30 protein-coding genes and 1 riboswitch are annotated in these 26,091 nt (G+C 72.8%); of the genes, 24 read left to right on the plus strand and 6 right to left on the minus strand.

All coding sequences use genetic code 11. The features are described from left to right. Positions 1 to 11 precede the first annotated feature (11 nt). Complete coding sequence (locus AC2YHB_RS05655) at positions 12 to 506, minus strand: cupin domain-containing protein (protein ID WP_179651088.1); 495 nt, start codon at positions 504 to 506, stop codon at positions 12 to 14. A 32-nt stretch (positions 507 to 538) separates the two neighbouring features. Next, the gene (locus AC2YHB_RS05660) at positions 539 to 682 is read right to left on the minus strand and encodes a hypothetical protein (protein WP_179651089.1); all 144 of its coding nucleotides are present in this window, start codon (positions 680 to 682) and stop codon (positions 539 to 541) included. Between the two features lie 83 nt (positions 683 to 765). Then, positions 766 to 922, plus strand: a riboswitch (FMN riboswitch). 138 nt (positions 923 to 1,060) lie between these two features. On the opposite strand from AC2YHB_RS05660, the gene ribD reads away from it, so the two are divergent. The 13 genes from ribD (at position 1,061) to AC2YHB_RS05725 (ending at position 12,131) form a co-directional block, all read left to right on the plus strand. Next, positions 1,061 to 2,074, plus strand: coding sequence for a bifunctional diaminohydroxyphosphoribosylaminopyrimidine deaminase/5-amino-6-(5-phosphoribosylamino)uracil reductase RibD (gene ribD / locus AC2YHB_RS05665; protein ID WP_487353653.1), 1,014 nt, complete (start codon positions 1,061 to 1,063; stop codon positions 2,072 to 2,074). 2 nt (positions 2,075 to 2,076) lie between these two features. Further along, on the plus strand, positions 2,077 to 2,697 hold the full coding sequence (locus AC2YHB_RS05670; RefSeq protein WP_036542813.1) for a riboflavin synthase: 621 nt from the start codon (positions 2,077 to 2,079) through the stop codon (positions 2,695 to 2,697). Beyond that, positions 2,694 to 3,950 (plus strand): bifunctional 3,4-dihydroxy-2-butanone-4-phosphate synthase/GTP cyclohydrolase II, encoded by a 1,257-nt coding sequence (locus AC2YHB_RS05675; RefSeq protein ID WP_036542816.1) that lies wholly within the window; start codon positions 2,694 to 2,696, stop codon positions 3,948 to 3,950. The genes AC2YHB_RS05670 and AC2YHB_RS05675 overlap by 4 nt, the downstream gene beginning before the upstream one ends. A gap of 1 nt (position 3,951) precedes the next feature. Continuing rightward, positions 3,952 to 4,440: a 6,7-dimethyl-8-ribityllumazine synthase gene (ribH, locus tag AC2YHB_RS05680; RefSeq protein ID WP_036542819.1), complete on the plus strand. Its 489-nt coding sequence runs from the start codon at positions 3,952 to 3,954 to the stop codon at positions 4,438 to 4,440. Positions 4,441 to 4,499: 59 nt separating this feature from the next. After that, positions 4,500 to 4,763: a phosphoribosyl-ATP diphosphatase gene (locus tag AC2YHB_RS05685; RefSeq protein WP_036542821.1), complete on the plus strand. Its 264-nt coding sequence runs from the start codon at positions 4,500 to 4,502 to the stop codon at positions 4,761 to 4,763. An 11-nt stretch (positions 4,764 to 4,774) separates the two neighbouring features. After that, positions 4,775 to 5,617 carry an ATP phosphoribosyltransferase gene (hisG, locus tag AC2YHB_RS05690; RefSeq protein WP_036542823.1) on the plus strand — a complete coding sequence of 281 codons (843 nt, stop codon included), beginning with the start codon at positions 4,775 to 4,777 and terminating at the stop codon, positions 5,615 to 5,617. Between the two features lie 5 nt (positions 5,618 to 5,622). Then, complete coding sequence (locus AC2YHB_RS05695; RefSeq protein ID WP_036542825.1) at positions 5,623 to 6,081, plus strand: PH domain-containing protein; 459 nt, start codon at positions 5,623 to 5,625, stop codon at positions 6,079 to 6,081. Between the two features lie 165 nt (positions 6,082 to 6,246). Next, positions 6,247 to 6,822, plus strand: a complete 576-nt coding sequence (locus AC2YHB_RS05700) for a TerD family protein (protein ID WP_036542827.1) — start codon at positions 6,247 to 6,249, stop codon at positions 6,820 to 6,822. A 215-nt stretch (positions 6,823 to 7,037) separates the two neighbouring features. Then, positions 7,038 to 7,658: a TerD family protein gene (locus AC2YHB_RS05705; protein ID WP_036542830.1), complete on the plus strand. Its 621-nt coding sequence runs from the start codon at positions 7,038 to 7,040 to the stop codon at positions 7,656 to 7,658. A gap of 64 nt (positions 7,659 to 7,722) precedes the next feature. Then, on the plus strand, positions 7,723 to 8,880 hold the full coding sequence (locus AC2YHB_RS05710) for an HpcH/HpaI aldolase/citrate lyase family protein (RefSeq protein ID WP_179651091.1): 1,158 nt from the start codon (positions 7,723 to 7,725) through the stop codon (positions 8,878 to 8,880). Next, a complete protein-coding gene (locus tag AC2YHB_RS05715; RefSeq protein ID WP_487353638.1) occupies positions 8,877 to 10,157 on the plus strand; it encodes a phosphoribosyltransferase domain-containing protein in 1,281 nt (426 codons plus the stop codon). Before AC2YHB_RS05710 ends, AC2YHB_RS05715 begins: the two co-directional genes overlap by 4 nt. Beyond that, a complete protein-coding gene (locus AC2YHB_RS05720; protein ID WP_487353639.1) occupies positions 10,154 to 11,269 on the plus strand; it encodes a cysteine protease StiP family protein in 1,116 nt (371 codons plus the stop codon). The genes AC2YHB_RS05715 and AC2YHB_RS05720 overlap by 4 nt, the downstream gene beginning before the upstream one ends. Position 11,270: 1 nt before the next feature. Further along, positions 11,271 to 12,131, plus strand: a complete 861-nt coding sequence (locus AC2YHB_RS05725) for a hypothetical protein (RefSeq protein ID WP_487353640.1) — start codon at positions 11,271 to 11,273, stop codon at positions 12,129 to 12,131. A 110-nt stretch (positions 12,132 to 12,241) separates the two neighbouring features. On the opposite strand, the gene AC2YHB_RS05730 is transcribed toward AC2YHB_RS05725, so the two are convergent. From AC2YHB_RS05730 to AC2YHB_RS05745, 4 genes are read right to left on the minus strand one after another with little or no spacing between them, the layout of a single operon-like run. Continuing rightward, positions 12,242 to 13,513 carry a hypothetical protein gene (locus AC2YHB_RS05730; RefSeq protein WP_487353641.1) on the minus strand — a complete coding sequence of 424 codons (1,272 nt, stop codon included), beginning with the start codon at positions 13,511 to 13,513 and terminating at the stop codon, positions 12,242 to 12,244. A gap of 60 nt (positions 13,514 to 13,573) precedes the next feature. Continuing rightward, a complete protein-coding gene (locus AC2YHB_RS05735) occupies positions 13,574 to 14,464 on the minus strand; it encodes an aldose 1-epimerase family protein (RefSeq protein ID WP_487353642.1) in 891 nt (296 codons plus the stop codon). Between the two features lie 23 nt (positions 14,465 to 14,487). Next, positions 14,488 to 15,045: a uridine kinase family protein gene (locus tag AC2YHB_RS05740; protein WP_487353643.1), complete on the minus strand. Its 558-nt coding sequence runs from the start codon at positions 15,043 to 15,045 to the stop codon at positions 14,488 to 14,490. After that, positions 15,023 to 16,267: an alanine racemase gene (locus tag AC2YHB_RS05745; protein ID WP_487353644.1), complete on the minus strand. Its 1,245-nt coding sequence runs from the start codon at positions 16,265 to 16,267 to the stop codon at positions 15,023 to 15,025. The genes AC2YHB_RS05740 and AC2YHB_RS05745 overlap by 23 nt, the downstream gene beginning before the upstream one ends. Before the next feature lie 26 nt (positions 16,268 to 16,293). Between AC2YHB_RS05745 and AC2YHB_RS05750 the strand changes: the two genes are divergently transcribed. The 11 genes from AC2YHB_RS05750 (at position 16,294) to AC2YHB_RS05800 (ending at position 26,087) form a co-directional block, all read left to right on the plus strand. After that, positions 16,294 to 16,884 (plus strand): SseB family protein, encoded by a 591-nt coding sequence (locus tag AC2YHB_RS05750; protein ID WP_487353645.1) that lies wholly within the window; start codon positions 16,294 to 16,296, stop codon positions 16,882 to 16,884. A gap of 302 nt (positions 16,885 to 17,186) precedes the next feature. Further along, on the plus strand, positions 17,187 to 17,807 hold the full coding sequence (gene infC / locus AC2YHB_RS05755) for a translation initiation factor IF-3 (protein WP_373366957.1): 621 nt from the start codon (positions 17,187 to 17,189) through the stop codon (positions 17,805 to 17,807). Positions 17,808 to 17,840: 33 nt separating this feature from the next. Next, positions 17,841 to 18,035: a 50S ribosomal protein L35 gene (gene rpmI / locus AC2YHB_RS05760; protein ID WP_028654205.1), complete on the plus strand. Its 195-nt coding sequence runs from the start codon at positions 17,841 to 17,843 to the stop codon at positions 18,033 to 18,035. 40 nt (positions 18,036 to 18,075) lie between these two features. Continuing rightward, positions 18,076 to 18,462, plus strand: a complete 387-nt coding sequence (gene rplT / locus AC2YHB_RS05765) for a 50S ribosomal protein L20 (RefSeq protein ID WP_036542847.1) — start codon at positions 18,076 to 18,078, stop codon at positions 18,460 to 18,462. Between the two features lie 12 nt (positions 18,463 to 18,474). Beyond that, entirely contained in the window at positions 18,475 to 19,257 is a 783-nt protein-coding gene (locus tag AC2YHB_RS05770; protein ID WP_051931851.1) for a TrmH family RNA methyltransferase, read from the plus strand. Then, the gene (locus AC2YHB_RS05775; RefSeq protein WP_308645663.1) at positions 19,254 to 20,297 is read left to right on the plus strand and encodes a sensor histidine kinase; all 1,044 of its coding nucleotides are present in this window, start codon (positions 19,254 to 19,256) and stop codon (positions 20,295 to 20,297) included. The genes AC2YHB_RS05770 and AC2YHB_RS05775 overlap by 4 nt, the downstream gene beginning before the upstream one ends. 4 nt (positions 20,298 to 20,301) lie before the next feature. Further along, complete coding sequence (locus tag AC2YHB_RS05780; RefSeq protein ID WP_487353646.1) at positions 20,302 to 20,913, plus strand: DinB family protein; 612 nt, start codon at positions 20,302 to 20,304, stop codon at positions 20,911 to 20,913. Positions 20,914 to 20,972: 59 nt separating this feature from the next. Further along, complete coding sequence (gene pheS / locus AC2YHB_RS05785; RefSeq protein WP_036542855.1) at positions 20,973 to 22,097, plus strand: phenylalanine--tRNA ligase subunit alpha; 1,125 nt, start codon at positions 20,973 to 20,975, stop codon at positions 22,095 to 22,097. After that, positions 22,094 to 24,571, plus strand: a complete 2,478-nt coding sequence (gene pheT / locus AC2YHB_RS05790; protein WP_487353647.1) for a phenylalanine--tRNA ligase subunit beta — start codon at positions 22,094 to 22,096, stop codon at positions 24,569 to 24,571. The genes pheS and pheT overlap by 4 nt, the downstream gene beginning before the upstream one ends. A gap of 50 nt (positions 24,572 to 24,621) precedes the next feature. Next, the gene (gene argC / locus AC2YHB_RS05795; protein ID WP_487353648.1) at positions 24,622 to 25,677 is read left to right on the plus strand and encodes an N-acetyl-gamma-glutamyl-phosphate reductase; all 1,056 of its coding nucleotides are present in this window, start codon (positions 24,622 to 24,624) and stop codon (positions 25,675 to 25,677) included. Further along, complete coding sequence (locus AC2YHB_RS05800; RefSeq protein WP_036542865.1) at positions 25,674 to 26,087, plus strand: ACT domain-containing protein; 414 nt, start codon at positions 25,674 to 25,676, stop codon at positions 26,085 to 26,087. Before argC ends, AC2YHB_RS05800 begins: the two co-directional genes overlap by 4 nt. Positions 26,088 to 26,091 lie beyond the last annotated feature (4 nt).

Here is a 26,091-nt window from a genome sequence, read left to right on the forward strand (position 1 = left end):
CTGCCGGGGCGCTACTCCTCGACCCAGGTGTTGTCGTGCGCGCGCATGAACGCGTCGTACTCCTCGGGCGTCCACTCCTCGCCGCGCGCGAGCCGGTCCAGGCCCTCGAAGTAGGCCTCGCGCGGGGCGCCGGGGGAGAAGTGCAGCAGCATCGACGCCGGCGCCCCCGACTCGTTGCGGAACCCGTGCACGCCGCCGGCCGGCACGTGCAGGAAGTCGCCCGACCGCGCGCTCACCCAGCCGTTGCCGTCATGGATCCGGACCTCGCCCTCGAGGACGTAGAAGGACTCGGTGATGGTGCGGTGGAAGTGGGGGCCCGGGCCGCTCACGGCCTCCGAGAACTCCCAGCGGTAGAGGCCGAACAGGCCACCGGTCGCCTCGCCCCGGGCGAGGTGGTGGACCCTGTTTCCGTTCGGGTAGACGAGGTCGGGGGCGGCGTCACGGGGGCGGACCCAGGCCGAGGCCTCACCGCCGGCTCCGTCGTACAGGGGTGGGGGATACGACATGGGGCCAACCTACGCGCGGCCCTCGCTCCGGCTCACTCGGATTTCGACCCGGCGCCGAAGCCGATGCCCAGCGCGATGCCCAGCAGCACGCCGAGCACGAGCAGCACGAACTGGTCGGTGGTGAACCACAGCAGCACGCCTGTCAGGCACCCCATGCCGAGCCACGTCCAGTTCATGCTCCGAACCTAGCCCCGGTGTCCCAGTGACCGGGCCCACATCGGTAAACCGGCGCGCTTGTGCCACCATGGAGACCAAGAGCTCGCGTGCTCTGGGGTCGGTGAAACTCCGAGCCGGCGGTGACTGAGCGAAGCCCTGTGCCTCGCTCACAAGTCCGCGACCCGATCACAGCCAGTGGTCGGTTGACCAGGTGCGAATCCTGGACCGACGGTCAAAGTCCGGATGGGAAGTGCACGCACGAGCGTCCGACGGACGAGCCGGCCTCACGCCAGCCGTCCGCCCGACGTCCTGCAAGCCCCGGAGTCCGCAGCACCACGGACGACGAGAGGCCAGCAGTGACCAGCACATCGGGGGGATTCGCCCGCGAGTACGACGCCATGCGGCGTGCGCTCGCCCTCGCCGCGAGCCCGGGCGTCCCGCTCCACCCGAACCCCCGGGTCGGCTGCGTGCTGCTCGCCGACGACGGCACCGTCGTGGGCGAGGGCTTCCACCACGGCGCGGGCACGCCGCACGCCGAGGTCGAGGCGCTCCGGGTGGCCGGCGAGCGCGCCCGTGGTGCGACCGCGATCGTGACGCTGGAGCCGTGCAACCACACCGGCCGGACCGGCCCGTGCGCGCAGGCCCTCATCGCCGCCGGGGTACGCCGGGTGGTGATCGCCCAGCGTGACCCGAACCCGCTCGCGTCCGGCGGCATGGAGACCCTGCTCGAGGCGGGCCTCGAGGTCGAGGCCGGCCTGCTCACCGACGAGGCGGAGGAGGTCAACCGGGCGTGGACCTTCGCGCACCGCAACGGCCGCCCGTTCGTCACCTGGAAGTTCGCCACCACGCTCGACGGCCGCAGCGCGGCGTCCGACGGCAGCTCCCGCTGGGTCTCCTCGCTGCCGGCCCGTCGTGACACCCACCTCCTCCGTGGGCTCTGCGACACGATGATGGTCGGCACCGGCACGGTCGAGGCCGACGACCCGCAACTGACCGTCCGTGACGACGACGACCGGCCCCTGGCGAACCAGCCGCTGCGCGTCGTCATGGGCGACCGCGACCTGCCGGCCGAGCGCCGGATCTTCGACGACGCGGCCCCGACCGTGCACCTGCGCACCCACGACCCCTTCGAGGCGCTGCGCACCCTCTACGCCGACCACGACCGCCACCACGTCTTCCTCGAGGGCGGGCCGACGCTCGCGGCGGCCTTCCTCAAGGCCGGTGTCGTCGACGAGGTCGTCGCCTACGTCGCCCCGCTGCTGCTGGGCTCGGGCAGGTCGGCCGTCGGCCGGCTCGGAATCCGGTCGATCGACAAGGCGTTGCGCCTCGAGATCACCGACACCACCGTCGTCGGGGAGGGCACGGACGCCAACGTCCGCCTGCTCCTCCGGCCCACTCGCAAGGAGAGCTGACCGTGTTCACGGGAATCGTCGAGGAGTTCGGCACCATCGAGGCGATCGAGGACCAGGGGGACGCGATCCGCCTGACCATCGCCTCGGACATCACCCTGTCCGACGCCGGGCTCGGCGACTCGATCGCCGTCAACGGCTGCTGCCTCACCGTCGCCGAGCGGACCGACAGCACCTGGACGGCCGACGTGATGGCGGAGAGCCTCGCGAAGACCAGCCTCGGCGACCTCGCCGTCGGCGACCGGGTCAACCTCGAGCGTGCGGTCACCGCCGAGAAGCGGCTCGGCGGGCACATCGTCCAGGGCCACGTCGACGGCGTCGGCGAGGTCGTCAGCCGCACCCCCAGCGAACACTGGGAGGTCGTCGAGATCTCGCTGCCCGCCGGGATGGGCCGCTACCTCGTCGACAAGGGCTCGATCACCGTCGACGGCACCTCCCTGACCGTCGTCGAGGCGAAGGACGACACCTTCACGGTCAGCCTGATCCCCGAGACCCTCGCCCGCACCACCCTCGGCTTCCGGGCCCCCGGCGACCGGGTGAACCTCGAGGTCGACGTCATCGCCAAGCACGTGGAGAAGCTCGTCCGCGCCTACACCGGCGCCGGCACCAAGGAGAACAACGCATGAGTGAGTCCAGCAGCCCCAGCGGCAAGGTCCGCCTCGACGACGTCGAGCGCGCGATCGCCGACATCGCCGCCGGCAGGGCGGTCGTGGTCGTCGACGACGAGGACCGCGAGAACGAGGGCGACATCATCTTCGCCGCCAGCAAGGCGACGCCGGAGCTGATGGCGTGGACGATCCGCTACTCCAGCGGCGTGATCTGCGCGCCGATGCCGGGCGCCATGCTCGACCGGCTGGAGATCCCGCTCATGACCCCGCACAACAAGGACGCCTACCGGACGGCGTACACGATCTCGGTCGACGCCCGCGACGGTACGACGACCGGCATCTCCGCCGCCGACCGCGCCCGCACCGTGCGCACTCTCGCCGACTCGGCCACCGAGCCGTGGGAGCTCACGCGCCCGGGCCACGTGTTCCCGCTGCGCTACCGCGAGGGCGGCGTCCTGGTCCGCCGTGGCCACACCGAGGCCGCCGTCGACCTGTGCCGCCTGGCCGGGCTCACCCCGGCCGGCGTGCTGGTGGAGGTCGTCAACGACGACGGCACGATGAAGCGGGCGCCCGAGCTGCGCGCGTTCGCCGACGAGCACGGCCTCGCGATGATCTCCATCGAGGACCTGGTCCGCTACCGGCGGCGCGTCGAGCGCCACGTCGTCCGCGAGGCCGAGACCCGGCTGCCCACCAGCCACGGCGACTTCACCGCCATCGGCTACACGATCACCGTCGACGGCAGCGAGCACGTCGCCCTCGTGTACGGCGACCCGGCGACCCTGACCGAGGACGGCCCGGTGCTGACCCGGGTGCACTCGGAGTGCCTGACCGGCGACGTCTTCGGCTCCAGCCGCTGCGACTGCGGTCCCCAGCTCAACGAGGCGATGGACCGCATCGTCGAGGAGGGCCGCGGCGTCGTCGTCTACCTGCGTGGCCACGAGGGCCGGGGGATCGGCCTGGTCGCGAAGCTGCAGGCCTACCAGCTGCAGGACGGCGGCCGCGACACCGTCGACGCCAACCTCGACCTCGGCCTGCCGGCCGACGCACGGCACTACGGTGCCGCGACCCAGATCCTCAAGGACCTGGGCGTCGACGAGGTCCGGCTGCTGACCAACAACCCCGACAAGGTGTCCTCACTGGAGGACTACGGCATCAAGGTCGCCGAGCGCGTCCCCTTGACGCCGCACCCCAACGACCACAACCTTGCCTACCTGCTGACCAAGCGCGACCGCATGGGGCACGACCTGCCCGACCTCGAAGGAGCCAACTGACATGGCCGGACACGGCGCCCCCGACATCGCCCCGATCGACTGCCACGACCTCCGGGTCGCGGTCGTCGCCGCCAGCTGGCACAGCGTGGTGATGGACGGCCTCATCGCCGGCGCCCAGCGGGCGTTCGCCGACCACAAGCTCGAGGCGCCCGTGGTCGTTCGGGTCCCGGGCGTCTTCGAGCTGCCCGTCACCGCCGGAGCCCTCGCGCCGTCGTACGACGCCGTGATCGCGCTGGGCGTCGTCATCCGGGGCGGGACGCCCCACTTCGACTACGTCTGCAACGCCGCGACGGACGGGCTCACCCGCGTCTCGCTCGACCACCACACCCCGGTCGGCTTCGGAGTCCTCACCTGCGACAACGAGCAGCAGGCGCTGGACCGCGCCGGCCTCGAGGGATCGAACGAGGACAAGGGCTACGAGGCGGCCTCCGCCGCGCTGCAGACCGCGGCCACGCTGAAGAAGATCCGCTCGCGCGGCTTCGTGGGCTGAGCCCTCGGGGGTGAGACCGGCGCAGGTCGGCCTGCGGCCACGCCGTAGGCTGACCTCCCGTGAAGACGTTCGACGAGCTGTTCGCAGAGCTCAGCGAGAAGGCACAGACGCGGCCCGAGGGGTCCGGCACCGTCCGGGCGCTCGACGCCGGCGTCCATGCGATCGGCAAGAAGCTGATCGAGGAGGCCGCTGAGTCCTGGATGGCCGCCGAGCACGAGGGCAAGGAAGCCACCGCGCTGGAGATCAGCCAGCTGCTGTACCACGCCCAGGTCCTCATGATCGCGAGCGGACTCTCGCTCGAGGACGTCTACACCCACCTCTGAGGAACATCTCCATGCTGAAGATCGCCGTCCCCAACAAGGGCGCCCTGTCCGAGGCCGCCTCGGGCATGCTGCGGGAGGCGGGCTACGCCCAGCGCTCCGAGTCCAAGCAGCTGACCAAGATCGACCCCGACAACGAGGTCGAGTTCTTCTACCTCCGCCCCCGCGACATCGCGCTGTACGTCGGCGAGGGCACCCTCGACGCGGGCATCACCGGCCGCGACCTGCTGCTCGACTCCCACGCCACGGCGGCCGAGTCGCTGCAGCTCGGCTTCGGCCGGTCCAAGTTCCGCTTCGCCGCCCGCCCCGGCACCGCCGAGACGGTCGAGGACCTCAAGGGCCTGCGGATCGCGACGTCGTACGACGGCGTGGTGAAGCGCTACCTCGCCGAGCGTGGCGTCGAGGCGTCCGTCGTCCGGCTCGACGGCGCGGTCGAGACCAGCATCCAGCTCGGTGTCGCCGACGTGATCGCGGACGTGGTCGAGACGGGCAGCACCCTGCGCAACGCGGGGCTCGAGGTCTTCGGCGACGTCATCCTCGAGTCCGAGGCCGTGATGATCACCCGTGAGGGTGCGGACGAGTCGGCGCTCGAGGTCTTCACCCGCCGGCTGCAGGGCGTCCTCGTCGCCCGCGCCTACGTGATGATGGACTACGACATCCGCGCCGAGAAGGTCGAGCAGGCGATCGGGCTGACGCCCGGCATCGAGAGCCCGACGGTCAGCCCGCTCCATCGGGAGGGCTGGGTCGCGGTCCGCTCGATGGTGCCGCGAGCCACCGCCCAGCGGGTCATGGACGAGCTTTTCGCGCTCGGCGCCCGGGCGATCCTCACCACCGACATCCACGCCTGCCGGCTCTAGGTCCGATGAGCCAGCAGCCCGTCGTACCCCCTGCACTGCCGCACACCTGGCGACCCTTCGGGCCGCGGATGGCGGCGGTCGTCTTCGGCGTCGTGCTCGTCGGCGCCTTCGCGTGGCTGTGGGTCAACTTCGACGACGACACCCGGGCGTCGGTCAACGTCTACGAGCGGGGCACGGTGATCGGCCTGGTCCTGCTCGGCCTGGCACTGCTGAACGGACTGGCCCGTTCCCGGGTCGTGGCGCGCGAGGACGGCCTGACGATCGTCAACGGCTACCGCAAGCGGGAGCTGGCGTGGAGCGAGGTCGGACGCGTCCGGATGCCCCAGGGGGCGCCGTGGCCGCACCTCGACATGGGTGAGGACGAGCGGGTCTCGCTGCTCGGGATCCACGCGTCCGACGGTCAGCGCGCGGCGGACGCGATCCGCGAGCTGCGCGCGGTGGTCGCGGCACACACCACGGCCTGAGGCCGGATCGGGCCGCGCGGACCGTCGCAGCGTTCGCCCCACGACCACGTCCCGTTCGCCGTTCGTTGGTTCTTCGACTGTTTGGTGCGTTCGATGGTGGGCAGTTGTGCCGTTGTCTAGAGTCAGACCTACCCCGATCCCTGCTGCGAAAAGGACCAAGCACCAATGGCTGTTTCCCTCACCAAGGGTGGCAATGTCTCCCTCACCAAGGAGGCCCCGGGCCTCTCGGCCGTCGACGTGGGCCTCGGTTGGGACGCGAACTCGTTCTCCGGTGGCGAGTTCGACCTCGACGCGTCCGCCATCATGCTCAAGGCGGACGGCAAGGCCCTCTCCGACTCGCACTTCATCTTCTTCAACAACCTGAAGAGCCCCGACGGCTCGCTCGAGCACACCGGTGACAACACCACCGGTGAGGGCGACGGCGACGACGAGCTCCTCAAGGTCAACCTCGGGGTCGTCCCGCCGGACGTCGACAAGATCGTCTTCCCCGTGTCGATCTACGACGCTGACGCCCGCGGCCAGAACTTCGGCATGGTGCGCAACGCCTACATCCGCGTGATGAACCAGGCCGGCGGCGCCGAGATCGCCCGCTACGACCTCAGCGAGGACGCCTCGACCGAGACCGCCATGGTCTTCGGCGAGCTCTACCGCAACGGCGCCGAGTGGAAGTTCCGCGCGGTCGGCCAGGGCTACGCGTCGGGTCTGCGCGGCATCGCGCAGGACTTCGGCGTCAACGTCTGACACACCCTTCGACGGCGTGCCGGTCCGGGAGAACCGGACCGGCGCGCCGAGGCACCACCCCCCCGTACCCCAGGAGCAGCACGATGGTCGACTACGTCAAGAGGCCCAAGCCGACGCCCGCCTCGGCACCCCCGCCGCCGCCTCCGCCGGCGCCCGCCTCGGCGACTCCTCCGCCCCCTCCGCCGCCGCCCCCGGGCGCGCCCGCCGGTGGTGGCGTGAACCTCTCGAAGGTGTCGCTGACCAAGTCGAGCCCGACCGTGTCCCTGACCAAGGGTGGCGGCGGCGCCAGCGGCCAGCTCCGCATCAACCTCAACTGGTCGCAGGGCGGCAAGCCCGCCGGCGGCTTCCTCAAGCGGGCGATGGGTGGCGGCGGCAGCGTCGACCTCGACCTCGGCTGCCTGTGGGAGACCATGGACGGCGACAAGGGTGTCGTCCAGGCCCTCGGCAACGCGTTCGGTGCGCTCGACCGGCCGCCGTACGTCTTCCTCGACGGTGACGACCGCTCGGGCACCGCCACGGGCGGCGAGAACCTCATCGTCAACCTTGACCGCCTCGCCCAGATCCGCCGGGTCCTGGTGTTCGCCTACATCTACGAGGGCGTGCCGAACTGGGCGGCCGCGGACGGCGTGGTCACCATGTACCCCGTCGGCGCCGCCCCGATCGAGATCCGTCTGGACGAGGCCGCCAACGACAAGCGCTTCTGTGCGATCGCGATGCTCACCAACACGGGGGGCGACCTGCGCATCGACCGCGAGGTCCGCTACATCTCGGGCACCCAGCGCAATGTCGACGAGGCCTACGGCTGGGGCATGAACTGGACGGCCGCCCGCAAGTGAAGCGGCCGGAGGGGTGAAGCACTTCGCTTACCTCGCAGACGACGTTCGGGATCGTCTGTTCGAGGTGGCACCCGAGGACGTCACTCCCGACAGCGACCGGCAGCGCATCGCGCTCGCGCTCGGCGCGACGCTGTACATGCCCGGGACGCGGCCCGACCTGGTCGGTGACTCGCTGCGCGTCGCCTCGGTGGGTGCCACCTCGGTCGTGTGGTGCCTCGAGGACGCCATCGAGCACGATGCCGTCGAGCGTGCCGAGCGCGGCGTGGTCGAGGCGCTGGAGTCGATCCGGTCCATGCCGGCCCACCGCCGCTCGCGGATGCCGCTGGTCTTCGTCCGGGTCCGCGACGCCGACCAGATCCGTCGGGTCGCCGCGGCCGCCGGCGGTGCGCTGACCGGGCTGACCGGGTTCAGCCTCGCCAAGTCGGCCGTCGACCGGGTCGAGCCGATGCTTGCGGCGACCCGCGAGGTCTCCGCCGGGCTGCACCGGCCGATGTACGCGATGCCGATCCTCGAGAGCCCGGAGATCGCCTACGTCGAGTCGCGGCGACCGGCCTTGGCCCAGCTCGCCGAGCTGTTCGCGGCGTACGACGAGCACGTCCTGTGCGTGCGGGTCGGTGGGACCGACCTGTCGGGGATCTTCGGCCTCCGGCGTGACCGGGACACGACGATCTGGGACGTCGCCGTCGTGCGCGACGCGCTCTCCGACATCCTCAACCAGTTCACCCGCAACGGCGACCACGTCGTGACCGGCCCCGTCTGGGAGCACATCCCGGGCCCGCGCTTCCTCAAGCCCCAGCTGCGCACGACCCCCTTCGCGGAGCACCACGCGACGTCGCTGCGGCGCCAGCTGATCAACAACGACGTCGACGGCCTGATGCGCGAGATCAACCTCGACAAGACCAACGGCATGTACGGCAAGACCGTCATCCACCCCTCGCACATCTCGGTGGTCAACAGCCTGCTCGCCGTCCACGTCGACGAGTACGACGACGCGGTGGCGATTGACCAGCTGCGGGAGCGTGGCGGGGTGGCGGCCTCGCGCCACGGCCGGATGAACGAGGTCGGGCCGCACGGGCGCTGGGCGGACCAGATGCTCGCCCGGGCCGCCGTCTACGGCGTGCTCGCCGACGACGCCTCCCTCGTCGACCTGCTCGCGATCGGCCAGCGGGTCACCGCCGACGAGTTCAACCTCGGCGACGCGCCCGTCCGGGTGGTCTCGTGACGCTGACCCGGCCGGCGTCGCCGTCGGCGGACGTCCGCGCGCTCCTGGGACTGGACATCCGGTCCGGCGGAGCGGTCGCGTTCGACGACCTCGCCGGGCTGGCGCTGCGCGACAACCCGCGACGCGCGCACCTGATCGTCTCCCGCATCCTCGGCAAGCACATCCCGGTGCCGGGCGCGACCGTGCTCGACGGCGGCCACCGGCTCGCGGACCTGGTGGCGGCAGAGCTCGCCGCGCAGGGGCCGGCGGGCGACGTCGACGACGCGCTGGTGATCGGCTACTGCGAGACCGCGACCGGACTGGGCCACGCGGTCGCGCAGCGGCTGGGCATGTCCTACCTCCACTCGACCCGCGAGCCGGTGGCCGACCTGCCCGTGGCCGTGAGCTTCGAGGAGGAGCACTCCCATGCGGTGGCGCACCACCTGCAGCCCGGGCCCTCCGTCCGGCTCGCGGGGGCCGGTCCGCTCGTCCTCGTCGACGACGAGCTGACGACCGGCCGCACGGCGCTGAACACCATCGAGGCACTCCACGCCCGCTTCCCGCGCCCGGCCTATGTCGTCGCCGCGCTGATCGACGCCCGGACCCCCGCCCAGCGGGAGGCCTTCGACCAGCGCGCCGCGGAGATCGGGGTCGACGTGCGGGTCGCGTCGCTCGCGGCGATCGCGGTCGACGTACCGGACGACGTGCTGGACCGCGCGGCGCGTGCCCGTGCCGAGCTGGCCCCCGGCGCGCCGTCGCCGGCGGGTGCCCCCGCCCCCGTCCACGTGTACGACGACAGGTGGCCCGCGGACCAGCCGACGGGTGCTCGCAACGGCCTCACCGCGGGGGAGACCGCGCGCCTCGACGACGCCGCTGCGGGGGTCGCCCGGTGGCTGGGCCCGGAGCTGTCGGGCCGGGTGCTCGTGGTCGGGACGGAGGAGCTGATGTTCCTGCCGACCCTGGTCGCGGCCCACCTCGCCGACCAGCACCCGGCGCTCGACGTGGTCACGCAGTCGACGACGCGGTCGCCGGTGCATGCCGCCGACCAGCCCGGCTACGCCGTGCGCCGCACCCTCGAGTTCGCCGCGCCGACCGAGCCCGGTCGACCGGCCCGCCTCCACAACGTCGTGGACCCCTCGGCCGCCGTCCCCGACGGCGCCGCCTGGTCGGACCTGAGCCACGACCACGTCGTCGTGGTCGTGGACACGCCGGCCGACGCGGCGGCTCCGCTGGCCGAGGCGTTGCGCCCGTTCGCCGACGTCGTGCACGTCGTCACCGTCACCGGAGGACCCCGATGACCGCCACTGCCGCCGCCCTGTTCGGCTCCTATCCCGCCGCCGACGTCACCTGGCTGCTGACCGACCTGTCCGGGGTCGACCTCGAGCGCAGCACCGAGCACCGGGAGGCCGCCATCCAGGGCGGCACCCACTACTCGGAGATGCTGCCGGTCGAGTTCCAGCCCGACGCCGCCTACCTCGAGCTCTTCCACGAGGCGCTCGAGCTGAGCGCCGACCGGGTCGCCACGGCCGTCGGTGTCGTGGGAGAGCTGCTGTGGGAGCGGCACGCAGCGCGCGGCCACCAGCCGGTGCTGGTCTCGCTCGCGCGGGCCGGCACGCCGATCGGCGTCCTGCTGCGGCGCTACTACGAGGCCACCCGCGGGATCGCCGTCCCGCACTACACGATCTCGATCATCCGCGGCCGAGGCATCGACGAGGTGGCGCTGGCCCACGTGCTCGAGCGCCACCCGGCCGGCGCGGTGGCCTTCGTCGACGGCTGGACCGGCAAGGGCGCGATCCAGCGCGAGCTCGACGTGGCAGTGACCGACTGGGTCGCCGCGCACCCGGAGCACGCCGGCCTCGACGGCGAGCTCGCCGTGCTCGCCGACCCGGGTGGCTGCACCGCGATCCACGGCACCCGCGACGACTTCCTGATCCCGTCCGCCTGCCTCAACTCGACCGTCTCCGGCCTGGTCTCGCGCACCGTCTACCGCGACGACCTGATCGGCGAGGGCATGTTCCACGGCGCGAAGTTCTACGCCGAGTGGGCCGAGGACGACGTGTCCAACCACTTCGTCGACACGATCGCCTCCCGCTTCGACGCCGTCCGCGCCGACGTCGACGCCGGGCTCGAGGTGCCGCCGGCCGACCGTGCCGTCACCTGGGCCGGCCACCGGGCCGTCGAGGCGATCGCGCGCGAGTTCGGCATCAGCGACATCAACCTCGCCAAGCCGGGCGTGGGGGAGACGACCCGGGTCCTGCTGCGCCGCGTGCCGTGGCAGGTCCTCGTCCGCCCCGACCGCCTGCCGGACCTGCGGCACGTGATCGCGCTCGCGGAGGCCCGCGACGTGCCCGTCGTACCAACGCCCGACCTGCCGTACTCCTGCATCGGCCTCATCCGCCAGGTGGCCTGACGTGTCCGGTTCCTTCCTCGTGGCGTTCGACCTCGACCGCACGCTGATCTACTCCGCCGGCTCCGCCGGCCCGGACGCGCCCGCCGACGCCCGCGTCGTCGAGGTGTACGACGGCGCGCCCCTCTCACGCATGACGCAGCGCTCGTGGTCGCTGCTCGGCGACCTCATGCGCCTCGACGTGGTCGTCCCCGTGACGACCCGCAGCGTCGCCCAGTACCAGCGCGTCGGCCTGCCCGCGGTCCCGCGCCACGCCATCACCACCAACGGCGGCACGCTGCTGGTCGACGGCCTCCCCGACCCGGAGTGGCGCGACGAGTCCTTCGCGCTCGCCGCCCGGTCGGCGCCGCTGGCGGAGATGAACGCCGTGCTCGCCGCGGTCGCCGACGAACCGTGGGTCAAGCTGGTCCGCGACGTCGAGGACCTGTTCTGCTACCTGGTCGCCCACAGCCGCGAGGCCATCCCCGAGGCGTGGGTCGCCGAGCTGGAGACGCTCGCGGAGCAGGGCGGCTGGAGGGTCTCGGTGCAGGGGCGCAAGGTCTACGTCGTCCCCGAGGGGCTCGGCAAGGGCAGCGCCGTCGAGCGACTGGTCCGGCGGCTCCCGGACGGCGCGTCGACGGTGACCCTGGCCAGCGGCGACAGCCTGCTCGACGCGGGCATGCTCGAGGTCGCCCACCACGCGCTGCGGCCCGCGCACGGCGAGCTGCACGACGCCGGCTGGGCAGCGGACCACGTCCGGGTCACCACGACCACGGGCATCCTGGCCGGCGAGGAGATCCTCGCCTGGGCACTGGGCCATGTCTCCCCATCCTCGGTGGACCCCGGAGCGCCCAGCACGCACGCTGGCAGCGTTGCCAACGCTTGACAGACGTCCAGGCTGCCTGCGCGCTGGCGCCTTGTCATCGCACGCACTGGACGCCCCGGTCCTCCACCGAGGATGGGAAGACATGGCCCTGGACCACGTGACCTCCGCGGTCAGTGCCCCCGTGCCGTCCTGATCATCGCGTCCAGGCCGGCCTCGACCGCGTCCGCCTCGGCGATCACGGCGCCCCAGTCGGGCCGGATCGCGCCGACCTTCTCACGCAGCTGCTCGGTGCGCCGGGCGAGGGCGTCGAGGGTCGGGCCGTAGCGGTGCGGATCCGACCCGGGCAGCGCCGAGACGAACCGGCGCGCGTCGACCAGGCGGCGGCGCAGCCGCTCGAGCAGCACCTGCGGGTCGTCGGCCAGCGAGTCGAGGCGCTGCAGCCGGTCGGTCGCGGCCCGCAGGTCCTCGTTGGCGTCGTTGATGGCCGTGCGGACCGTGGCGAGGAGAGTCGTCCCGGCCGGGACGTCCAGCGGGCGCTGCGCGACCAGCCGGTCGAGCTCGACCAGGCCGTCCTCCACCTGCTTGAGGGCGGCCGCCACCCGCTCGGGCGCGCCGTCGACGTCGCGCCAGGCGTCCACGGTGTAGCGGCGGCGCAGCTGGCTCATCACCTCGGGGAGCCGGGCCTGCTGGGTGAGGATCGCGTCGCGCCGGGTGCGCACCGACAGGTGACCGGTCCGGATCCGCTCGGCCCGATCAGGGAGGTCGGTCGCCAGGCTGCGCGCCTCGTCGGCGGCGGCGACCGCTCCGGTCGCGGCGGTGTGGGCGTCGACCCACCGGCGCTCCTCGGCAGCCGCGCGGGCCGTGCCGATGAGGGTGGAGGCCCGCACCAGGGCGTCACTCGCGGAGCCGTCGCGCAGGCCCTGGTTGGACGCTGCTGCCAGCGCGAGGCTGGCCTCGGTCCGCGTCGTGTCGGCCCGGTCGATGAGCCCCGGGGTGTCCTCGCGGATGGCCGCGGCGGCCGCGAGCGCATCGGCGTGCGTCGCACGGAAGCGCTCGACCTCGGGCAGGAGCTCGCGCAGCCGCGCCGCAGCCGCGGCGAACCCGGCCGCGATCCGGCGGGCCTCGTCCTCCTCGTGGTCCACCCGGGCGTCGTACGCCGCGTCGAGCTCGTAGAACTGCAGCGCCGGGATGCCGGTCTCCACCGAGATCCGGTCCCACTCCTGCGAGAGCGGTGTCGTGAAGCCGATGCGCTCGGCCCCGGCCCGCGCGGCCGCCGCCGCGGCGTCGATCTCGCTCAGCTCGTTGAGGTCGACCTCGAGCGACTCGAGGTGGGACATCGCCTGCGCCGCGTCGGCCTGGGCGGCGCGGGCCTGCTGCTGGGCGAGGTCCCGGGAACGACGCCACCAGCGGACACCGCTGCCCCCGGCATCGCTCGTCGCCATCGTCGTCCGTCCCGTCCCGTCAGTGCGGCTGATCGCGGTCCAACGTTATCGACCGCACGGTCACAGCGAACGGATGCCCCACGACGCGGAGAATGATGCCCCCGGGTCGAGGACGACGAGGTCCTCGCCGGAGTTGAAGGCGTCCGGGGGAGCGGTCATCGGCTCCACGGCGACGCTCACCCGCGGGGTCGGGGTGTCGTCGCCGGTGTAGACCTGCAGCCAGCGGTGGTGCGCGTCGACCCAGAGCTCGGTGCCGGTGCCGTCGGTCCCGTTCCGGAGCCGGACCGACGCGACGCCGTCGGCGTCGCGCTGCAGGTCGGTCACGGCGTGGTTGAGCACCGTGCTGCCCAGGGGATCGCCGACGATCCCCTCGAAGGAGGCCCGCCCGGTCGGCAGCAGCCGCTCCTCGTCGACGGTCAGGTAGGTCGCCGCCGGGAGCTCCAGCTCCCACCCGTCGCAGGGTCCCGGGCCCGCCAGCAGGTAGGGGTGCGCGCCCGAGGCGTACGGCGCCGCGGAGTCCGAGCGGTTGGTGGCGGCCTGGGTCACGGTCAGTCCCTCGGCGCCGACCTCCCACGTGGTCCGCAGGTCGAGCGCCCACGGATAGCCGGTCTGGGCCGGCAGGAAGTAGCGCAGCTCGACGAGGGCCGGGTCGTGCCGGAACACCGACCACGACGCCCAGCGGACCAGCCCGTGGGAGGCGTTGCCCCGCTTCGGCTCGGTCAGCGCGAGCTGGTGCGTGGTCCCGCCGAACTCGTAGCGGCCGTCGCGGATCCGGTTCGGCCACGGCACCAGCAGCTGGCCGCGACCGGCGGCCGGCATCGCGTCCTCGGCGAACCCGTCGACGAGCTCGCGCCCGTCGTGACGCAGCCGGCGCAGCACGCCGGTCTGGGTGACGACGGCTCGGTAGCCGTGGGACGCGATGACGTACTGCTCGCCGGTCGGCCTGATCACGTGCCCAACCCTAGGGAGGTTCCCTAGGTCCTGATGACGATGTCGGCCCGCGACCGCGTGTCGTCCCGCTCGTGCAGGGCGGCCTCGTCGGCCAGCCAGTCGGCCCAGTGCGGTCGCTGGTCCTCGCCGTCGCGCGCCAGCCACCGCGCCAACCGGGTCTCCCGGTCGGCCTCGACCCACACGAGCAGCGTCACCAGGTCGTCGTACGCCGCCGCCGCGGAGCCGACACCCTCGAGCACCAGCAACGGGACCGGGTGCACCGTCCGCGTCCCGTCCCACCGGTCGTCGTACCAGTCCCAGCGTCGCCAGGTCCCGGGGCGGTCCGCCGCGAGCGGCCGCAGCAGCGCCTCGACCGAGGCGCCGAGCCCGGGCAGCCCGCGCCAGCCCTCGAGCATCTCGTCGGTCCCGAGGACCACCGCGTCGGGCGCCAGCGCGGCGAGCTCGCGTGCCAGGGTGGTCTTGCCGGACCCGGCGAGCCCGTCGATGCAGATCAGGCGCCCGGTGCCGAGCGTCGGGGGAGCGGCGAGCGCGCGCGCCAGCACCGTGGCCGCGCGGGACTCAGAAGGCGAGTCCGTGCCCACGGTAGGTCGGGACCTCCTCGACGAACCGGTCGCCCCGGGCGAGCAGCACGGTGCGGCCGTGCTCGAAGGGCTCGCCCGACTTCGCGTGCCGGAACCACACGAGGTCGCCGATCGCGAGGATGCCGGCGTTGGTGCCGACGAGCGGGGTCTGGACCTCGCCCGCGCCCTCGAGGCCGGTCAGGTGCAGTCCGGCCGGCGCCCACGGCGTCGGCGCCCGGTCGGCACCGGTCGGGCCGGAGGCGATCAGCCCGCCGCCGTGCACGGTGGCCACGTCCGCCGCCGGACGCCGGGTGACGGGCAGCCCGAAGAAGGCGGCCGGGCGCGGGCTGAACGACCGGTAGTGGTCGAAGAGCGTTGGGCCGAGGAGTCCGGAGCCCGCCGTCACCTCGGTCACGACCGGGTCGGCGGCGGAGGACTCGATCGAGCCGGAGCCGCCCGCGTTCCAGAAGGCCAGCCCGGTGAAGTCGCCATGGCCGGCGAGCGCGTCGAGCGCCTCCGCGATCGCCGTACGACGGAACTCGAGCTGCCGCACCGACAGCTCCTTGATCTTGCGGACCACTGCTGACTTCGCCCGCTGGGTCGGCACGTCGTCGGGGACGCCGGCGACCTGGCCCTCGTAGGTCATCGCCCCGACCAGGTGGAAGCCCGGACGGTCGATGACGTGGCGGGCCAGCTCGGTGACGGAACCGACGTCGAAGAGCGGCGAGCGGCGCGGACCGACCTGCTGGCCGCCCCACCGCAGACCGGCGTCGATGTCGATCGCAACCCGCACCGGCACCGCGGTGGACGCCCTGAGCGCGTCCACGGCGTCGAGGTGCGCGACGTCGTCGACCATGATCGCGATCCGCGACGCCGCCCTCGGCGAGGCGACCAACGCTGCCAGCGCGGCGCGGTCGACGCTCGGGTAGGCGACGACCACGTCGTCGCTCACGTCGTTGTCGACGAGCCACAGGGCCTCGGCCAGCGTGTAGGCGAGCACGCCGGCGAAACCCGGCGTCGCGAGCGCCCGGCTGACCAGCGCGGGCACGCGCAGCGACTTCGAGGCCACCCGGATCGGGGTCCCGCCCGCGCGCTGGACGAGGTCGGCGGCGTTGGCGTCGAAGGCGTCGAGGTCGACGACGAAGGCCGGGGTGGACAGGGGCTCGGGCCAGGCCTGGACGGCCTCACCCAGTCTCCGCCAGAGGCGGTTGCGGGCGACGAACGAGTGGTGCACGACCGTCATGCTTCCACGGATGCGAGAATCCGCCGGTGAGCGAACCGCGGAATCCCGACGCCGGCGAACGTCCCGACGCCAAGCGCCTCCAGGGATCCGCCTACGTCGATGACGACGGCTCGGCCGATGCCGCCCTCGCCGCCGCGCTCGAGGGGTACGACGCCGGCACCACGTCGTACCCGGAGGTGCTCGGCATGCTCGCCGGCGCCCGCCTGCTGGTGCCCGTGGTGGCCCTGCTGGGCGAGGTCGAGACCGGCCCCGACGGGTTGGCGCGGGACAAGTCGAGCGACATGGCGGCCGTGCTGCTGACCGGTGCCGACGGCCGGCTGGCGCTGCTGGCCTTCTCCGACCTCGCGGCGCTCGCCGCCTGGGACCCGGCGGCGCGCCCGGTGCCGGTGGCGGCCCACCTGGCCGCCGCGACGGCGGTCCAGGAGGGCGCGCACGCGCTGGTCGTGGACGTGGCCGGCCCGCACCGCTTCGTGCTCGCCGACGACGACCTCCACCGGGTGGCCGCGGGCTGGCACCCGGTGCGGCTCGAGGACGGCGCCTGGGCCTGGCTGGGCGCGGCAGGGGACGCCGAGGGCGAGGGTGCCGCGGATTCGCCCGCCGGGGAACAACTCGGGTAGCATCTGGCGTTGACCGATCCGTCATGCCCGCGCGAGTGGGGATGGCAGATCCACAAGCGGGGACCAGCACCATCGTCTCCCACCCGCAGCGGCCGCCAGGTCGTCGGGTCCGGTCCATGGAGAGCCCCGCCCGGGCGCACGACTTCCGGGATCCACGGGGCTCGTGACTGGCTTCCGCTTGCACCAGCGGGAGCCTCTTCTCATTTGTAGCGCTGAAGGACTCCCGACCGAACGAGTTTGGAGGACACATCAGCACCGAGCTGCGTATCAACGAGCGGATCCGGGTTCCCGAGGTCCGGCTCGTGGGACCCAACGGCGAGACCGTCGGCATCGTCCCCACCGACCAGGCCCTCAAGCTTGCCCAGGAGGCCGACCTGGACCTGGTGGAGGTGGCGCCCATGGCCCGCCCGCCCGTCTGCAAGCTCATGGACTACGGGAAGTTCAAGTACGAGAACGCCCAGAAGGCCCGTGAGGCACGACGCAATCAGACCAACGTCATCATCAAGGAGATGAAGCTCCGGCCGAAGATCGACGCGCACGACTACGAGACCAAGAAGGGTCACGTCGTTCGCTTCCTCAAGGCCGGCGACAAGGTCAAGATCACCATCATGTTCCGCGGCCGCGAGCAGCACCGCCCCGAGCTGGGCTACCGGCTGCTGCAGAAGCTGGCCGAGGACGTCCAGGAGCTGGGCTTCATCGAGTCCAACCCCAAGCAGGACGGCCGCAACATGATCATGGTGCTGGGCCCGCACAAGAAGAAGGCCGAGGCCAAGGCCGAGGTCAAGGCCGCCAAGGTGGAGGCCGCTGCCGAGCGCGACGCCGAGAAGGCCGCCGAGCACGCCGAGCGCACCGCGGTCCAGCCCTCGAGCACCAAGAAGGCCAAGCGGGCGAACGAGGCACTCGACCCCGACATCGACCTGTAAGACGAAGTACGACGAGACAGAGCGGACACACAGATGCCCAAGAACAAGACGCACTCCGGGGCCAGCAAGCGGTTCAAGGTGACCGGCAGCGGCAAGATCCTTCGCGAGAAGGCCGGCAAGCGCCACAACCTCGAGAAGAAGGCCTCCAAGGTCACCCGTCGCCTCACCGGCACGGTCGAGGTCGCCAAGAACGACGTCCCGCGCGCGAAGAAGATGCTCGGTCTCTGACCGGCTCCACGCACCAGAGCACCGAAACAAGGAGTAAGAGATGGCACGCGTCAAGCGCGCAGTGAACGCTCAGAAGAAGCGTCGTACCACCCTCGAGCGGGCCAGCGGCTACCGCGGCCAGCGCTCGCGTCTGTACCGCAAGGCCAAGGAGCAGGTCACCCACTCCCTGGTCTACAGCTACAACGACCGCAAGAAGAACAAGGGCAACTTCCGCCGCCTGTGGATCCAGCGGATCAACGCGGCCGCCCGCGCGGAGGGCATGACCTACAACCGCTTCATCCAGGGCCTGAACCTGGCGGGCATCGAGGTCGACCGCAAGATCCTCGCCGACCTCGCCGTCAACGAGCCGGCCGCCTTCTCGGCCCTCGTGGCGCAGGCCAAGGCCGCGCTGCCCGAGGACGTCAACGCGCCCAAGGTCTCTGCCTGATCGCGTCCTGACATGACCGCGCCCCTGACCGCCGGCAACGCCAGGGTCAAGGAAGCACGGAAGCTGCACCGCCGCCCGGAACGCTCCGGGCGGCGGTGTTTCCTTGCTGACGGACCCAAGGCTGTCGAAGGTGCCCTCGCCGAGCCCGGTCGCGTCCGGGAGGTCTTCGCGACCCCGGCCGCGGCCGTCGAGTACGCCGCCCTGCTCGGCGACACCCCCGTCACGCTGGTCGACGAGCGCGCCATGGGCGGTCTCAGCGACAGCGTGAGCCCCGCCGGCCTCGTGGCGGTCTGCGACTTCCTCGACGTCGCGCTTCCCGAGGCGCTCGACGGGCGCCTGGTCGCCCTCTGCGCCGACGTGCGCGACCCCGGCAACGCCGGCACCGTGATCCGCACCGCCGACGCCGCAGGTGCGGCGGGCGTCGTCCTCGCGGGCGACGCCGTCGACCTCTACAACCCCAAGACGATCCGGGCCTCGGTCGGCAGCGCCTTCCACCTGCCGATCGCCGTCGAGCGCGACCCGGCCGCCGCCGTGCGCGCCGCGCAGGCCGCCGGCCTCACCGTCCTCGCCGCCGACGGCGGGGGAGAGGTCGACCTCTTCGCGGCCGACGACCTCCTCGCCCGCCCCACCGCGTGGCTCTTCGGCAACGAGGCGTGGGGCCTGCCCGACGAGCTCGCGGCCCTCGCCGACCATCGCGTGAGCATCCCGATCCTCGGCCGTGCCGAGTCCCTCAATCTCGCCACGGCCGCGGCGGTCTGTCTCTATGCCAGTGCCCGCGCCATGATGGCGGGGTGACGGACCCCCTCGACCTCCTGCCCGACGGCGTCGTCGTCGCCGACGCCGAGGGCCGGGTGACCGCGATCAACGCGGTCGCGGCCGAGATGCTGGACGTCGGCCCGGCCGGGTCGGCCGTCGGCCGCCCGTTGGACGAGGTGCTCGCCCTCACCGACCACGATGCGCAGGCGTGGACCGCCGCCAATGCGCCGTACGACGGGCTGCCGACCCGCAAGGCCGTGCCCGAGCAGGCCTGGCTGCTCCCCGACGGCACCGAGGTCCTCGTCACCGCCCGCCTCCATCGCGACGTGCGCATCGGACCGGTGCAGGCCGTGGCCATCTCGCTGCGATCGGGCCGGGGCCGGGCCCGGCTCGACCGGGACCGATCGGACCTGGTGGCGACCCTCGCGCACGAGCTCCGCTCCCCGCTCACCGGGGTGAAGGGCTTCGTCAACGCCCTCCTCGCGCGGTGGGACAAGCTCAGCGACGAGCAGAAGCGGCTGATGCTCACCACCGCCAGCGCCGACGCCGACCGGCTCAGCCGGCTGATCGCCGAGCTCCTCGACGTCGCGCGGATCGACACCGGCAGGCTCCAGCTGCACCGGCGCCCCACCGACCTCGCGCTCAAGGTGACGCGCGTGCACGACTCGATCACGCAGGCGACGTCCACGCCCGTCGAGCTCGACATCGCCGACGGCATCCCGCCGGTCGACGCCGACCCCGACAAGGTGATGCAGGTCCTGACCAACCTCGTCGAGAACGCCGTGCGCCACGGCGAGGGCACCGTGCGCGTGCGGGTCGCGCCGTGGGCCGACGACCCGTCGTACGTCGCGGTGACCGTCACCGACGAGGGCGAGGGCATCCCCGTCGAGCTGCGGAAGCGGGTGTTCACGAAGTTCTGGACCGCGAGCCGTGGCGGCGGATCGGGCCTCGGCCTCTACATCGTCAGCGGGCTCGTGAAGGCACACGGCGGGGTCGTCACCGTCGACGACCGGCCGGGCGGGGGCGCGCGGGTCACCACCGCGTGGCCGGTCGCCGCTGGTGCGGCATCGGCACAATGACGACATGACCGACCTGCCGCAGCCCGCCGACGACCTGCGGACCTACCTGGCCCGCGCGCGCGAGGCCATCCTCTGGAAGCTCGACGGGCTGGGGGAGCGGGCGGTGCGGTTGCCGCGCACGCCGACGGGCACCAGCCTGCTCGGCATCGTGCTGCACTGCGCCAACGTCGAGATCGGCTACTTCGGCCCCGCCTTCGGGCGGACCTTCCCGGAGCGCGACCACCCGGCGGTCGTGCCCGAGGACGCCTACGACACCGACCCGCAGGCCGACTGGACCGTCCCCGCCGAGATCTCCACGGCCGAGCTCGTCGCCTTCTACGGCCGGGTCGCCGCCTTCACCGACGCGGCCTTCGACGAGCTCCCACTCGACGCCAGGGGCCGGGTGCCGTGGTGGCCGGAGGGCCGTGCCGAGGCGAGCCTGCACCAGGTCGCGGTGCACGTGCTGGCCGACCTGCACCGCCACGCGGGGCACGCCGACATCCTCCGGGAGGGCATCGACGGCGCCGCCGGGCTGACCCCCGCCGTCCCCAACCTCCCCGACGCCGCCGGGTGGCCGTCGTACGTCGCCCGGGTCACCACGATCGCCGAGCAGTTCCCGGCTGACGACGCCGGCTGAGGACGCCAGCCGATACCGGTTCGCGGGCAGGGGCCCCTGCTTCCTAGACTTGCCGCACGATGTCTGGCCCTAACACTGACTACGACCCCGTGGAGGTCGCCGCCGTGAGCCCTGCCGAGGTGGAGGCCGCGCGCGACGCCGCACTGGCCGCGATCGCCGCCGCCGCCGACCTGGAGCAGCTCAAGGCGGTGCGCACCGAGCACGCCGGCGACCGCTCTCCGCTGGCGCTGGCCAACCGCGAGATCGGCGCGCTGCCGCCGCAGGCCCGCAAGGAGGCCGGCCAGCGGGTCGGCCAGGCCCGGGGTGCCGTCAACCAGGCGCTCGCCGCCCGGCAGGTCGAGCTCGAGGCCGAGAACGAGGCGCGCATCCTCGTCGAGGAGGCCGTGGACGTCACGCTGCCCACGGACCGCGACCCGGTCGGTGCGCGCCACCCGCTCACCACGGGCTCCGAGCTGATCGCGGACATCTTCGTCGCCATGGGCTGGGAGGTCGCCGAGGGTCCGGTCATCGAGGCCGAGTGGCTCAACTTCGACGCGCTCAACCTCGGCCCGGACCACCCGGCCCGCACCATGCAGGACACCTTCTGGACCGACCCCGCGGACGACCACCTCGTCCTGCGCACGCACACCAGCCCGGTCCAGGCGCGCACCATGCTGACCCGCGGTGTCAGCGAAGGGGCCCCGATCTACGTCGTGTGCCCCGGTCGCGTCTTCCGCACCGACGAGTACGACGCCACGCACTCGCCGATGTTCCACCAGGTCGAGGGCCTCGCCATCGACGAGGGCATCTCGATGGCCCACCTCAAGGGCACGCTCGACCACTTCGCGAGCCAGATGTTCGGCGAGGGCATCACGACGCGCTTCCGGCCGTCGTACTTCCCGTTCACCGAGCCGTCGGCCGAGGTCGACCTGGTCTGCTTCGTCTGCCGGGGCACCGGGCTCAACGACGCCGGCTCCGACCCGTGCCGCACCTGTCGCGGCGAGGGCTGGATCGAGTGGGGTGGCTGCGGCATCGTCAACCCGCGCGTCCTCCAGGCCTGTGGCGTCGACTCGACGCGCTACTCCGGCTTCGCGTTCGGCATGGGCATCGACCGGACCCTGATGTTCCGGCACGGCCTCGAGGACCTGCGCACCCTCTTCGAGGGCGACGTGCGCTTCACGACTGCATTCGGGAGTGAACTGTGAAGGCCCCAGTCTCGTGGATCCGCGAGCTCGTCGACCTGCCGGCCGACGTCACGACGGAGGTCCTCACCGACCGGCTGACCGCGCTCGGGCTCAAGCTCGAGGCGATCGAGGCGGCCGACATCACCGGTCCGCTGGTGATCGGCCGCGTCCTGACGCAGGACAAGGAGCCGCAGAAGAACGGCAAGGTCATCAACTGGTGCACCGTCGACGTCGGTGACGCCAACGGCACCGGCGAGCCGCAGGGCATCGTCTGCGGTGCCCACAACTTCGGGCCGGGCGACCTCGTGGTCGTCGTGCTGCCCGGCGGCGTGCTGCCGGGCGGCTTCGCGATCTCCGAGCGCAAGACCTACGGCCACCTCTCGGCCGGCATGATCTGCTCCGCGCGCGAGCTCGGCCTCGGCGACGACCACGACGGCATCATCGTGCTGCCGCCCGACGCCGGCCAGCCCGGTGACGACGTGTTCGCCCTGCTCGGCCTCGACGACGAGGTGATCGAGTTCGAGATCAACCCCGACCGCGCCTACGCGCTCTCGCTGCGCGGCGTCGCGCGTGAGGCCGCGCTCGGCTTCGACGTCCCGTTCGCCGACCCCGCCGACCGGCCCGTGCCGGAGGTCGACGGCAAGGCGTGGCAGGTCGACGTCGAGGACCCGGCCGGCTGCCCGGTCTTCGCCGCGCGCCTGGTCAGCGGCTTCGACCCGAGCCGCCCGACGCCGGAGTTCATGAAACGCCGCGTCGAGCAGGCCGGCATGCGGTCGATCTCGCTCGCCGTCGACATCACCAACTACGTCATGCTCGAGCTCGGCCAGCCGATCCACGGGTACGACGCCGACAAGGTCTCCGGGGCGCTGGGCGTCCGCCGCGCCCGGGAGGGCGAGAAGCTCACCACGCTCGACGACGTGGTGCGCGAGCTCAGCCCCGAGGACCTCGTCATCACCGACGACTCCGGTCCGATCGGCCTCGCCGGCGTGATGGGTGGTGCCACCACCGAGATGTCGGAGACGACGACCCGCGTGCTCGTCGAGGCCGCGCACTGGGACGCCGTGTCGATGTTCCGCACGGGCAAGCGCCACAAGCTGACCTCCGAGGCCGGCAAGCGCAACGAGCGCGGCGTCGACCCGCTGCTGCCCGGGGTCGCGGCCGACCGCGTGGTCGAGCTGATGGTCGAGCACGGCGGCGCCACCGCCGAGCCCGGGTTCACCCTGGTCGGCACGGCGCCCGGGCGCCCGACCATCACCATCGAGCCGGACCTGCCGGCCCGGCTCAGCGGCATCGACATCTCCGCGATGACGACCGTCGAGAACCTCCGCGCGATCGGCGCCGCCGTCACCGAGGACGAGTCGGGTGCCCTGGAGGTCGTCCCGCCGACCTGGCGCCCCGACGTCAACGACCCCTACGACCTCGTCGAGGAGGTCGTCCGGATCGTCGGCTACGACCAGGTCCCGAGCGTCCTCCCGCGCCGGGCGACCGGGCGCGGCCTGACCCGCCCGCAGCGCCTGCGTCGCCGGATCGGCCGCACGCTCGCCGGTGCGGGCTGTGTCGAGGTCGTCAGCTTCCCGTTCGTGGGGCCGGCCACCTTCGACCGCCTGGGCCTGCCGGCGGACGACCCGCTGCGCACCACGGTCGGGCTCGCCAATCCGCTGTCGAGCGAGGAGCCGTCGTACACGACGACGCTGCTGCCCGGCCTGCTCGAGGCTGCCGGTCGCAACATCAGCCGCGGCGCCCCGGGCGTCGGGCTCTTCGAGACCGGCACCGTCGCGTTCCCGTCGGACAACGGCCCGGCGCCGATCTACGGCGTGCACACGCGGCCCTCCGAGGCCGAGCTCGGCAAGCTCCTCGAGGCCCTGCCCGTGCAGCCGCTGCACCTGGCCGTCGTCCTCGCCGGCGAGCGCCTGCGCTCCGGCTGGTGGGGGGGCGGCGTCGAGGCCGGCTGGAGCGACGCGCTGGCCGTGGTCCGCCGCCTCGCCGACGAGCTCGGCGTCGCGATCGAGGTCAGCAGCGCCGCCCGGATGCCGTGGCACCCCGGCCGCTGTGCCGTGATCTCCGTCGACGAGGTCGTGATCGGCCACGCCGGCGAGCTGCACCCGAGCGTGTGCAAGGCGTTCGGCCTGCCCGCGCGCAGCGCCGCGGTCGAGGTCGACCTCGACGCCCTGATGGCCGCTGCGGTCGACGTCGTGCCCGGCCCGGTCTTCTCAACGATGCCGCTCGCGAAGGAGGACGTCGCCCTCGTCGTCGACGACGCCGTCACCGTCGCCGCGGTGGAGGCCGCGCTGCGTGAGGGCGCGGGGGAGCTGCTGGAGTCGGTGCGCCTGTTCGACGTCTACCGGGGTGAGCAGGTCGGTGAGGGCCGGAAGTCGCTGGCCTTCGCCCTCCGGTTCCGGGCCCCGGACCGCACGCTGACCGAGGCCGAGACGGGCGCTGCGCGCGACGCCGCGGTCGCCGCGGCCGCCGAGCGGGTGGGCGCCGTCCAGCGCTGAGTCCGACCGGTGAGCCGGTTGCACAAGAACATGCAGCATCCTGTATGTTCATGCACATGAGCAAGGTTCGGGTCGCGGTCGCCGGTGCCAGTGGGTACGCCGGCGGCGAGGTGTTGCGGCTGCTGCTGGGCCACCCCGGCGTCGAGATCGGCGCCCTGACGGCGGCGAGCAACGCCGGCGAGCGCCTCGGCGCCCTCCAGCCGCACCTCGTGCCGCTGGCCGACCGGGTGCTGGAGCCGACGACGGCCGACGTCCTCGCCGGGCACGACGTGGTGTTCCTCGGCCTGCCGCACGGGCAGTCGGGAGCGCTCGCCGCCGAGCTCACGGAGCGCGACGCCGACGTCGTGGTCGTCGACTGCGGCGCCGACTTCCGGCTCGAGGACGAGGCCGCGTGGGAGCGGTTCTACGGCAGCGCCCACGCCGGCACCTGGCCCTACGGCCTGCCCGAGCTCCCCGGCAACCGTGAGGCCCTGCGCGGGACCCGCCGGGTCGCCGTACCCGGCTGCTACCCGACGGTCTCGTCGCTGGCCCTGGCCCCCGCGGTCGCCGCGGGCATCGTCGTCCCCGACGTCGTGGTCGTCGCCGCCTCGGGGACGAGCGGTGCGGGCAAGGCCGCCAAGACCCACCTGCTCGGCAGCGAGGTGATGGGCAACACGAGCGCCTACGGCGTCGGGGGAGTCCACCGCCACACGCCCGAGATCACCCAGAACCTCGGCCGGCTCGCCGCCGGCGGCCCGGAGTCGGTCAAGGTCAGCTTCACGCCCCTGCTGGTGCCGATGTCGCGGGGCATCCTCGCGACGTGCTCGGCCCCGCTCGCCGGCGACGTCACCGTCGAGGAGGCGTACGACGTCTACGTGAAGGCCTACGCCGACGAGCCCTTCGTCCACGTGCTGCCCCCGGGCCAGTGGCCGCAGACGCAGGCGGTCCTCGGCTCGAACGCCGTGCACCTGCAGGTCACCGTCGACGCGGCGGCCGGCCGGCTGGTCGCCGTCGGAGCGGTCGACAATCTCGCCAAGGGCACCGCCGGCGCCGCCGTGCAGTGCATGAACCTCGCCCTCGGTCTCGACGAGACCACCGGCCTGACGACGGTAGGACTGGCACCATGAGCACCCCCGCGGCCGAGCAGCCACTCTCCCTCTCGCGCTACCCGGAGACCCTCGCGGTCGTCCGGCTGCCCGCCGGCGCGGAGATCCCGACGTGGGCCGAGTCCTCGTCGGTCTTCTCCATCACCGCGACCGCGACCGAGACGTCCCTGGTCTGTGCCGGGCGGAGCGTCCCGAAGAAGGCGCGCCACGAGAAGCCGCTCACGGCGTTCGCCGTCGACGGCACCCTCGACCTGACCGTGCCGGGCATCCTGGTCCGGCTGCTGAACCCACTGGCCGACGACGACATCAACGTCTTCGTCATCTCCACCTTCGACACCGACTGGATCCTGGTGCCGACCGCGGCCGCGGACCGGGCCGAGGAGGCGTGGCGACGATCGGGGCACACCGTCGCCCCCGCCGTCCCCGTCTAGCCCT

Source organism: Nocardioides sp. SRI_004 (assembly GCF_057586415.1).